General features: G+C 38.0%; 10 protein-coding genes. 5 read left to right on the top strand and 5 right to left on the bottom strand.

Going from position 1 to position 10802, the window contains the following annotated elements; translation table 11 throughout:
- Positions 1 to 864: pyridoxal phosphate-dependent decarboxylase family protein (locus B4F91_RS05185; protein WP_288635406.1), on the bottom strand; the 864-nt coding region annotated here is incomplete at its 3' end.
- 361 nt (positions 865 to 1225) lie between these two features.
- A complete protein-coding gene (locus tag B4F91_RS05180) occupies positions 1226 to 1903 on the bottom strand; it encodes a haloacid dehalogenase type II (RefSeq protein ID WP_286939222.1) in 678 nt (225 codons plus the stop codon).
- A 531-nt stretch (positions 1904 to 2434) separates the two neighbouring features.
- Here B4F91_RS05180 and B4F91_RS05175 point away from each other — a divergent pair.
- A complete protein-coding gene (locus B4F91_RS05175; RefSeq protein WP_096042614.1) occupies positions 2435 to 3979 on the top strand; it encodes an EAL domain-containing protein in 1545 nt (514 codons plus the stop codon).
- A gap of 70 nt (positions 3980 to 4049) precedes the next feature.
- Here the strand turns inward: B4F91_RS05175 and B4F91_RS05170 are convergent, their stop codons facing one another.
- Positions 4050 to 4187 carry a hypothetical protein gene (locus B4F91_RS05170; RefSeq protein ID WP_286939224.1) on the bottom strand — a complete coding sequence of 46 codons (138 nt, stop codon included), beginning with the start codon at positions 4185 to 4187 and terminating at the stop codon, positions 4050 to 4052.
- A gap of 557 nt (positions 4188 to 4744) precedes the next feature.
- On the opposite strand from B4F91_RS05170, the gene B4F91_RS05165 reads away from it, so the two are divergent.
- Together B4F91_RS05165 and B4F91_RS05160 are read left to right on the top strand one after the other, a co-directional pair.
- Positions 4745 to 5467: a hypothetical protein gene (locus B4F91_RS05165; RefSeq protein ID WP_096042613.1), complete on the top strand. Its 723-nt coding sequence runs from the start codon at positions 4745 to 4747 to the stop codon at positions 5465 to 5467.
- Between the two features lie 653 nt (positions 5468 to 6120).
- Complete coding sequence (locus B4F91_RS05160; protein ID WP_288635405.1) at positions 6121 to 6783, top strand: hypothetical protein; 663 nt, start codon at positions 6121 to 6123, stop codon at positions 6781 to 6783.
- A 311-nt stretch (positions 6784 to 7094) separates the two neighbouring features.
- Here B4F91_RS05160 and B4F91_RS05155 read toward each other — a convergent pair whose 3' ends face one another.
- Both B4F91_RS05155 and B4F91_RS05150 read right to left on the bottom strand, forming a co-directional pair.
- Positions 7095 to 7886 carry a DODA-type extradiol aromatic ring-opening family dioxygenase gene (locus tag B4F91_RS05155; RefSeq protein ID WP_064386493.1) on the bottom strand — a complete coding sequence of 264 codons (792 nt, stop codon included), beginning with the start codon at positions 7884 to 7886 and terminating at the stop codon, positions 7095 to 7097.
- A 187-nt stretch (positions 7887 to 8073) separates the two neighbouring features.
- Positions 8074 to 8829 (bottom strand): SDR family NAD(P)-dependent oxidoreductase, encoded by a 756-nt coding sequence (locus B4F91_RS05150; RefSeq protein WP_004586289.1) that lies wholly within the window; start codon positions 8827 to 8829, stop codon positions 8074 to 8076.
- Between the two features lie 298 nt (positions 8830 to 9127).
- Between B4F91_RS05150 and B4F91_RS05145 the strand changes: the two genes are divergently transcribed.
- The gene (locus tag B4F91_RS05145) at positions 9128 to 10033 is read left to right on the top strand and encodes a LysR family transcriptional regulator (protein ID WP_248450141.1); all 906 of its coding nucleotides are present in this window, start codon (positions 9128 to 9130) and stop codon (positions 10031 to 10033) included.
- Between the two features lies 1 nt (position 10034).
- A partial coding sequence (locus B4F91_RS05140) for a LysR family transcriptional regulator (protein ID WP_288635404.1) occupies positions 10035 to 10802 on the top strand: 768 nt, incomplete at its 3' end.

Raw genomic sequence — 10802 nt, 5'->3', positions numbered from 1 at the left:
TTTTTTAGCAAGTTTTGCTATGTCTTCAACAGGGTCAATTGAGCCAAAATCGGTTGTACCTGCGGTAATTACCACAGCGATAGGTAAATCGCCCTTAGTTTTAGAATCCGCAATTGCGTGGTTAAGTGCGTCCATATCCATTTGCATTTTATTGTTTGTAGCCACGGGCACTACCGCGTTATAACCAAGGCCCAGTAATGCCGCTGCCTTTTGAATACTAAAATGCGCAACCTCAGAGCAATAAATACGAAAACGTGAGGCTACTTCAGGCAAGCCTTGCAGTTTTACTTCATGATTAGGTGCATAGCGGCTCACTGCGACTTCGCGAGCAACAAGCATGGCCATTAAGTTCGATTGCGTACCACCACTGGTAAAAACACCATCAGCAGTGCTAGGTAATTTTGCTTTTTCACAGCTCCAATCTATTAATTTTTGTTCAATAAGGGTCGCGCCAGCGCTTTGATCCCAGGTGTCTACCGAGGTATTGATTGCGCCAATGATGTGCTCTGCTACAACTGCAGGGTACGTAACAGGGCAATTTAAATGCGCCATATAACGCGGATGATGAAAATACACTGCGTGATCTAAATACACACTTTTAAGCTCGTTTAATACTGCAGGAAAATCAGCAAGAGGTTTGGCTAAATCTACATCATTTACAGTGGCGGCAAGCGTATTAACAGACACGCCAGAAAACGGCTTTTGCGCTTTAGCCATAGCTTGTTGTACAGCCGAAAGCCCCTGCAACGACGCTATTTGGTAGTTAATAAACTGATCGAGATTAAATTGAGGAGGTAACCCGTTTTGCTCAAATATTGCTTTATTTTCGACAGGGCTGAGCTGCGCCGATTGTAATTGTGACATATTCGCTCCTTGGTTGTACCTGTATTGGGGGTGAGGATCTTAATAGTAACAATTTGCATTTACAATAATGATTAAGGGTTAGATATAGGTTTATTGTCGCAATTAGGAGTGACTGATTAGTTATAAGGAATTACTTTTAAAACTAACAAAGTGTATAAAATGAGCTATTAGAAGGTGCCAAAATGCGTACTAAATAATGACAGTTTGTAAAATAGTGCGATGGTTTAAATATAAGAGATGAGAGAGGGTAGCTAAAAGCTAACGTATTATAAGTGGGCAGTACCACTATAAGAAGTAAGCCCCCTTTACAACTCGGTTAAACCTTAAGTGCTAAAGAGGGATATAACAGTAAAAATGCAGCTTAATTGATATCTTCAAGCTTATTTTTTAAATCCACTAGATCGGTGGCTACGGTGGTTGGCTGAATTTCCCACGGATCAAAAATAGAATCCTCAGAGCGTTTTATCCATGCTCCGCGCATACCATGTGAAATAGCGCCGGTAATATCAAACGGGTTACTCGAAATAAGCCACGTGTTTGCGCCCGTTGAATTTGTTTCGCGTAAGAAATGGCTGTAAACACCTGGGTTTGGCTTAAATGTTTTCATATCGTCGGCACTTACAACGCCCTCAAAATAGGTGTTTATGCCGGCGGTTTCGAGCAATTTATTTACCGCATCCGCAGCGCCATTAGAAAATGCAAACAATCGGTAGTTTTGTGCTTTAAGTTGCTCAAGGCCTTTTTTAACATCGTCAAAGGCGGGTAAAATTTTATACTGCTCAAGCAATTGCTGCCTCTGTTCGTCACTAAGCTGCGTTTTGTGCGCTAAACACGCGTAATCTAGAGCATGTTTGGTACATAATGAAAACGGAATATAGTTTTGCATTAACCCACGCCTAAACGAATACTCTAATTGTTTTTCGCGCCATGTATTTGAAAAGTTTTGCGCGTTATTGCCTATCATATCTTCAAGTAAAGACAGCACGCCGTGAGTGTTGATAAGCGTACCGTATACGTCAAATGCGAGTGTGGTTGCCATGTTTGCTCCCAATAATTTTAAGATACTTGTAAGTTAATCGTTTTGAGCTTAACTTACTTTGAACGGTTGCTCAAATTAATAAAGCTTATAATATCTGCTCGAACCAATCATTTTTACGTATTCTTATTGTAAGCTCTTTCTCTTTGCTAATTTGAGTACGCAAAACAAGCTCAGCACAAAGACTTTTTAACCACGTCAGCAAATATTTGTTTATAGTTGCTTTTTATAATACCTACTTATTTGATGGACCATTTACTAAACTAGCTTATGGTTAAACACCTTATCCCCTTCAATGTTTGTCATCGTTATTAGTAATGTAACGGCACAATCAACTAGTACAATTATTAAGCTATCTATACACCTCGACATTAGTAATTAAGAATTAACTACTTTGTTTTATCCTTGTGGTTAACAAAATAAAAACAAAACAGCAAACGCTATTATTAAATTAACTCGCATAATGAGGAAACACGCTTGTGTTTCATCTTTAATGCGTATTAATATGAAGTCAATAAGGATATTGGAGTTAAATTGTTGTTTTCAAAAGTTATAAGTAAGACTAAAGAATTAGTTAAACAAATAGTAGAGCCTGATGCTTTTAAAACTGCATGTGTAATTTCAGTTGTTCTCGTTATGGGTAATACCGCATACCATGTCTCTAGTGTAAATTCCACAATAAAAGAGAATGCCTTGGCGTTCTTAAATCAAAGTAATGATCTCTATTTAAAGCAACGGGAAGAAACAAAACGTGTTTTATTACCCATACTAAAAAGTGAATGTTCGTCCCTCAAAAAAGCGATGAGAGAAACTGTTTATCACATAAATTCAATAGACGCTATAGGGCTATTTAATGGGGATGGTGTTGTTTATTGTGAAAGTATACGAGGTAAAAATAACCTTAACTTTTACAAGTTATTAAACGTTAGCAAGCTACCAGAAGAAGGGTTATCTCTTGGTACTCCAACTTATATTAATATTCGAAGTATATTTAACTATTTCAATATAAATAAAGATACGTACATTGGTATTGTTAGCCCTAAGCATCATTTACTAGATATTTTTTCAAAAACGCTGGAAAATCAACACCTCAAATATCAGCTATTGCTCAACGAGGCTCTATTAGCTAAAAACACTGATCAGATAGATGGAATAACCCTTCAAGCTAAGGATTTTCCTTTAATTATCAAGTATGAAAAGCAGAGTCAGATTTATCTTGATTATATATTTCATAATTTAGTTTTACTTTTAGTGTTAATAGTAATCACCTTTATAGTAACGCCGTTTGCATTAAAATATCTGAAAGTAAGGGTGCTACAAAGAGATTTAAAATATGCAATTGAAAGCGAAACGATTGATGTCTATTTTCAAGCTATTGTAAATTCAAAAACGAACAGCCCTATAGGATGTGAAGCGTTATCTCGATGGAAACATAGTAAACTTGGCTATATCTCGCCAGCGGTCTTTATACCAATCGCCGAACAGTTTCAATTAATAGATGATTTAACCACGCTGGTACTAAAGAAATGTATTCAAATGATTGAATCTAACCCCGTTTTTTTTGCGAACAGGTACGTTAGTATGAACATTAGTCGCTGTTCTATTTTAGTCCCTGAGTTTATCACTCAACTCGAACATATTTTGGAACTGCATCCACGAACAGCTAAACATTTAGTACTAGAGATTACAGAAGAACATAAATTTAATTTAGAGCAAGTGGCCGAGCTCAAAAAAAACTTAAAGCGTATAGAGCTGTTTGGCCCTAGCTTTTCTGTGGATGACTTTGGAACAGGCTACGCAGGGTTAGACTTTTTGCGAAACCATAAATTTAGAGCGATAAAGATAGATCGTGCATTTATCCATAATATTGAGGAAAACACGGACGCTATCTCACTATTAGAGTCTATATACGACATGGCTGCACACCTCGATTTAAAAGTAATTGTTGAAGGGGTTGAGAATAAGGAGCAGTTAGATATAGTACAAAGCATTGGCTTTAAGTATATTCAAGGCTTTTATTATCATAAACCCAGTCAATTAGAAGCTTTTAAAGCACATTACATGCTCGGAGATCGCTAAATAGAAAGCGTAAACCCCCATTACACTTTAATTAAAAAAACACAAGGCGCTTGCAGCGGGCTGATTAAAATTAATAAAACTTATACGCATCAAGCGCTAAAATATCCATTTCAATATCACTAAAGAGTTTTTCAACTTGCTTGCCGCCTGCGCCCATAGCAGCAAAGAGTAGTAAAAAATGCTCTTGGGTAGGGTGGTTAAATAACACATGGGGGGCTTGAGAAAAAATACTGATAAGCGAATGCGGATATTAGGTTTTTGAATAAATCCATAGTTTATTAAGAATTCAATACACCGAAGAAAATACATTGAACTATACAATGAGGGTGTAAGCCAAGGTAAAGCTAGAAAAACACTACGTAAAATTTCTAGCGGTATAAGTATTAACACGGCGAGCGGTTCTAAAAATGGTACGTGCTATTTATATAGGCTGTGTTTGATTTAATGGAAACACTGGAATCGAAGGCAAGAATAAGTATTGTTATACCACAACATGATAAAACAATAGTAAAAAAGAAGATAAGTAACTTAATTTCTAAATATTTCACAAAGCCATAAAAAATAAATAATTAAACATTTATGCAGTCGGACTAAAATAGTAGCGTCTCGTTGATTGATTATTAATTTATTGGTTTGAAAATTTTTACAACCTGAATGTATGGGGGAATATATTTATAGACATGAATATATAGGCGCACTAAGTTAAAGCGCCCAATTAATAACCTAACTTATAAATTGAATACCAAATTTAGCATGGACGATATAATGAAAGAAGAAAGCTTAACTCAGCCCTGTAACCCAAACTTAGAAAACCAAGCTATTGAGCCTGAACAAATTTGTGTAAATAAAAGAGCGCACCCCCAGGGCGAAAATTCATTAAATGACGCTAATATACAGACCCCCACAAAAAGAAAAGGTCGATTTTCTAGGTTAGCCTCAAAGTCCGCTGATATAAGGGCTGATACTAAAAAAGACTTTGGCTTAAATTTAACTTCAAGTAACTGGGGCTTTGTGGCACCCAGCACACAGTATGAAATGCTTCGTGCGGTTTCAACAAATCAGATAGAACAGGTGAAGCCTTTACTCGAGCACGGAGCTGCTTTACGAGATATGCCTGTTTATTCACTCGACTTTAGTAAATGCATGATGAGCCAAGGTAGTGCATTTATCAGGGGGGAAGTGTGTTTTCAACATGGCAGCTACACGAGGACTCTACCAAACTGGTATCTAGGAAGCGCTATTTATTTACTAGAAAACGTGGCTCCTGCCCTAAATGATGAATCTCTAATAATTGATTTTTTTAGAGGTTTGTGTGCAATCAACAATGGAAGAATAGGCACAAATGCTATAAACGATTGCTTTATAATTAAAGAGAAGCTTTCTCTAGTACTCCTATGTACTCCTGAGGAGCTAACTATACTCACACGTATTTATAATAAGCTACGACTTGGCTTTAATCTTATATCTGTCGTAAAAATGAAAATATAGGCAAAAGCAGTTCTATTCCGTGAGCAAGTCATTACTAAAGCACTTAAAATTCCAGCCTTTTTGTTGTCTTTATTATATTGCTCTTCATGCACGCTAAGTGCAGATAGTAAAAACTAAAAGTGCCTAACGAGGAGGGCTAATTATGTCACCTACTTTACCTCCTCCATCGTTTAGAGCACACTACATGATTTGAAAAGCTGATTTCTTACAATGTTGGCTTAGGTATAAGTATCATCCTTCTTTGATACCTTTGATTTTGGCTTGGTAACTTAGCTCAGGGGCTCATGAAAGTCGTACCTTCGGTATATTGAAACCTCATAAGCAGACGATTGCATCTGGCCCTTAGTTTGTGAAAGTTACCCCAATGTGGATCTTCTGCTTTATCCAGAAAAATTAAGGCATAAATCGCCCTTTCTGTTGTTTGCCATGGCACGTTAAAGTCAGCCTAAAACGGATAAACAAAATATGTTTTTGAACAAAAGATACTGAACTAGCAAAGGTATGTATTCAAAGCCAGAAGGATAAGCTCAGTAATTTTTGACAATCAGCATAATAGTCCTCAAAAATGAGCCATGCATTGCTCTAATAGATTATCACCGTGCATTTACCATGCTTGTAGGGTGCTTTAATATAAGAATTAAATCAATTTCTTGTTGAGCGGCTATGCCTTTACTACTTGTATTTTTAAAGGTTGTTTATTTACCCCCATTGGTGCTGCTGAACACAGTCAAATAAAGGTCAATATAATTGTGATGAAGTTGAATGGAAGAAAAATTTTTCGACAATGGTTTCAATCATTAGAATGGCCTTATAGCTTTAAGTGCCAACTAATAAAAATCAGTAGTGACAGCGATATTTATTCATTAATAGGGTTTCATCCTTTCATTAAAGTGGTCGCCTATGATGAAGGAATCGAGTTAAGGCTTGTATTTAAAAATATAGTACCGAATACTGCATATTATGTTGAGCCATCATTTATTGGCGATCTTGCTCCAGCGCATTCTAAACATGGCTTTTACAACGAGTGGGATACAGGAGAACACATAAAATTTTATTCATCTTGTGATGATTTGATTATTTACGAAAACATAAAACCTATTTTAGATTATATAAATGACTGCGTTCGAAATGACGGAGGTGCTATATATTTAATTGCCTCTGGCTGTGGAACTGGGCATGGCGCACTAACAACTAGAAACAAAGCCAACTTAAGGTGTAAGCATGCTTTAGCATCTAATAATGAACTAAATGATGTAATATTTTTTGCTAAAGCAAAGTCGAGTAATTATTTGAAGTTTAATTGGAACTGGTGCTAATAAATGCCTAGGAAAATCTAAATGTAAAGACCTTGTATTATGAGTTTGGTCATTAATTCCTATGCTTGTTTAATAACATTTATCAGTCTGGCAGCAAGAATTTAAAGCTACGGATATGCAGCCCTATCTCATCAAATATCTATTCGAATACCTCTAATACCGCTCGCCACTTAAACATACCAAAAATTCTTATACCAAGGAGCTCAATAAGTATATTGTTTATTAATTATAGTTTAGCCCAACACCTCTTTGTAAACCCCCATTACACTTTGATTAAAAAACCAAAGGCGCTTGCACTGTACTGATAAAAATTAATAAAACTTATAGGTATCAAGCGCTAAAATATCCATTTCAATATCACTAAAGAGTTTTTCAACTTGCTTGCCGCCTGCCCCCATAGCAGCAAAGAGTGGTAAAAAATGCTCTTGGGTAGGGTGGTTAAATAACACATGGGGTGCATCGGCTAAGTAATTTAAAAGTGCGGGCGTGTCTTGCGCTAAAAGCTTATATTCAACCCATTGGGTAAACGCTTTTACCCTTTGTACACGGTTAGGTGTAGCAGGGGTTTTAAACACTTCTCGTAGGTTGTGGCTAATGCCGCCAGAGCCAATAATTAATATATTATCGTCACGAAGTGGGGCAAGTAACTGCCCATATTCATACATGGCTTTTGCGCCTAATTGAGTATTTATAGATACTTGTACAATAGGAATATTTGCCTGCGGGTACATTAAGCGCAGTGGTATCCATACTCCATGATCCCAGCCTTGGCGTTCATCAAGTATTGCTGTAATGCCTTTATTTTTAAATAGCGTTGCAATATTACCCGCAAGCTCAGGATGACCTGGCGCAGGGTATTTAATGTTATACATATGCGCAGGAAAATTATAAAAGTCGTGAATGGTTTCAGGCGCTTGCCCTGCGGTTATTACAATATTATGGGCCGCTTCATCATGGGCCATATCAAAGTGCGCCGAAAAAATAACAATAGCGCGTGGCGTGTTGAGTGACTTGCCAAGCGCTTTTAAAAAGTCAGACGTTGGCGATTGCTGTACGGCCATAATAGGTGAACCGTGAGAGATAAATAGTGCAGGTTGAGCCATGGTAATACCTAAGGATTTTATTAATATATCCTTATTTTATTGGCTTTTATTTTGTTAATAAATAAAGCGCGCATTGAGATATTATAAATACAGTATTGTTAAACTGATTTTTATTTGCCCCCACGTTAAAAAGCCAATGCGTAAACATCGGCTTTTAAATTAACACTAAATAAGCGATAAAGGCGTATTAGTAGTTAATTGCGCCACCATCAACGTTAATACATTGTCCGGTCATAAAATCGCTGTCTTCACTGGCTAAAAAGTAAATAGGGCCAAGTAAGTCTTCAGGCTCCATTGCACGTTTTATTACTCGTGAGCCTAGTGTGCTATTTTTAGCTTTATCAAACTGTGCGTTATTTTTAACGCCTTCGCTTTCGGTTAAGCCAACTAATAGGCAATTAACTAAAATATTATCGTTAGCAAGCTCAGTGGCCAACGCACGTGTTTGCCCAACAACCGCGCCTTTAGATGCCACATAATGGCAAAACATAGGTGCACCGCGTAAAAATGTACCCGATGCAATGTTAATGATTTTACCGCGGCCTAATTTACGCATGCTAGGCAACACTGCTTTGGTACATTGAAAAGGCCCGCGGGCATTTACGCGCATAACTAAATCCCATTCGTCTTCAGATATTTCCCAAAATGGCTTAAGCTCAAGCGCAGCAAATATAGCGGCATTGTTAACTAATATTTCAACCGGGCCAAATTCAGCTTCGGTTTGTTTTACCATGGCATCTAACGATTCACTATTCGTTACATCTACTTTGCAGCCTATTGCTTGGCCGCCAGCGGCAATAATTTCAGCTACAGCTGCGCTTGGGTCGGCTAAATCAGCAAGCACAACTTTAGCGCCTTGTTGAGCTAAACCTTTTGCATAAGCAGCGCCAATACCTTGTGCTGCACCAGTAACGATGGCTACTTTGTTGTTTAATCTTTTCATGGCTTTATCTCTTAGTCATTAATAAAAATATAAGCGTGCTTATTCACGTACAGCGATACTGCATTATTAATAAACCCGACTTGGCGTTAGAATGGATAAAAAGAAGCGTGATTGCTGCAGTAGCACGTATTAACTCCATTTTGTTGTAAATAAATAGTTATTTACGCAAAAAAATGTGTTTGTAACGCTATAAAAACTCACTAACTGTGCAAAAATGCGATATGTGGACTTTAACTGTTTTTATAAACATAATTAATACGATCTTTATTTAAAAATTATAAACAAGGCATTGCTAATAATGGATAAGCTAACCACCATGAAGACTTTTGTAAGTGTTGTACAAGAGGGGTCTTTTTCTAAAGCTGCCGATAAGCTCGATATATCGCCGCAACTTGTGAGCAAGTATGTGTCTGCGCTAGAAGAGGGGCTTGCTACCCGATTACTGCACCGCACCACGCGCAAAGTAAGCACTACCGAGGCGGGAGATCACTATTTTACCCGCTGCTTACAGGTGCTAGACGATATAGACGACATGGAAAATTCGCTCGATAACCTAAACGAAAATGTCTCTGGTGTGCTCAGTATTAGTGCCCCTATGTCGTTTGGGGTAAAGCACTTAGCACCGCTATTGGTTGAGTTTCAAAAGCGTTATCCAAATTTAAAATTAGATCTAAACCTTACTGACCAGTTTGTTGATATTGTTGAGCAAGGTATTGATATAGCGCTACGCATAGGGGTTTTAAAAAGCTCATCACTTATTGCTAAAAAAATAGCGCCTATTAGGTTAGCGGTGTTTGCCTCTCCTTCTTATTTAGCGCAGCACGGCACGCCTACTACCTTAGAAGAGCTGCAATCGCATAACTATTTACGCTACGCACACACCGAGCCCACCAAAAAACTACGGGGAGCGAACGAGCTTAAAAACGAGTTAAAGCTTGAAAGTAACCTAGTTGCTAACAATGGCGACCTGCTACTTAATGCCGCTATAGCAGGTGGCGGTATTGCCATGCAGCCAACATTTATAGCTGGTGAGGCGCTGGCACAGGGTAAAGTAGTACGTATATTAAAAGACTACGAGCCTGAGCCAATAGGGCTTTATATGGTGTACGCAAACAGGCAGTTTTTACCCAGTAAAGTGCGCGCGTTTGTTGATTTTGCGAGCAATTATTACACCGATACACCTTATTGGGATTTAGGAGAGTGAGATGTCAATCACCAACCAATTAGCGTTATTTGTTGATGTAGTACAGCAAGGCTCATTTGCAAAAGCCGCGGCGCTGCACGATATGGACAACTCATCGCTTTCAAAGCAAATTAAAAAGCTAGAAAGCAGTTTAGGTATTCAGTTACTTAATCGCTCTACGCGCTCGTTTTCGCTTACCTCCGCAGGGGAGGAAATACTCCAGCAAGCGCATATTTTAATTGATACGCTCAGTGATATTCATAGCATTGCCGACTCCTACCAAGCAAAACCTAAAGGTATTTTGCGCATTACCTCGGGCATGTTTTTTGGGCAGCAGTATGTGCAGCCTGCCATTAATTTATTTATGCAAAAATACCCTGAGGTAAAAATAACCCTCATGCTTGATGATAAGCGCAACGATATTATTGCCGATCATTACGATTTAGCATTTAGAATTGGCAAATTGAATGACTCCAACCTAATGGCAAAAAAAATATCTGACATGCACTTTGCTTTGGTTGCCTCTAATGACTTTATTGCACGCCATGGTATGCCAAGCACACCTGAAGAGCTTATCGCCTTACCAGCGGTGGTTTATGGCAATGGCGATGTAAGCCTAGATCAAATAAAATTAAGCACTCAGCCTCATGGTGATGAATACAAAACCCACAAAATGAAAGGCAACTATAAGGTAAGCGATGTACGCGCCATGCTTGATGCCACAAAAGCGGGTTTAGGGTATGTGATGCTAGATTTATTTAACCTAGAAAAACCCATAGACGAAATGGGG

This window comes from Pseudoalteromonas sp. UBA6610, assembly GCF_002433295.1.
Classification (GTDB): Bacteria; Pseudomonadota; Gammaproteobacteria; order Enterobacterales; family Alteromonadaceae; genus Pseudoalteromonas; species Pseudoalteromonas atlantica.
This window is presented reverse-complemented; position numbering and strand designations above follow the sequence as displayed.

Bases quoted from the DNA above. Each gene is read 5' to 3' on its own strand.
- B4F91_RS05180 (WP_286939222.1), bottom strand. From the start codon at position 1,903: ATGGCAACCACACTCGCATTTGACGTATACGGTACGCTTATCAACACT.
- B4F91_RS05155 (WP_064386493.1), bottom strand. From the start codon at position 7,886: ATGGCTCAACCTGCACTATTTATCTCTCACGGTTCACCTATTATGGCC.
- B4F91_RS05150 (WP_004586289.1), bottom strand. From the start codon at position 8,829: ATGAAAAGATTAAACAACAAAGTAGCCATCGTTACTGGTGCAGCACAA.
- B4F91_RS05145 (WP_248450141.1), top strand. From the start codon at position 9,128: ATGGATAAGCTAACCACCATGAAGACTTTTGTAAGTGTTGTACAAGAG.
- B4F91_RS05165 (WP_096042613.1), top strand. From the start codon at position 4,745: ATGAAAGAAGAAAGCTTAACTCAGCCCTGTAACCCAAACTTAGAAAAC.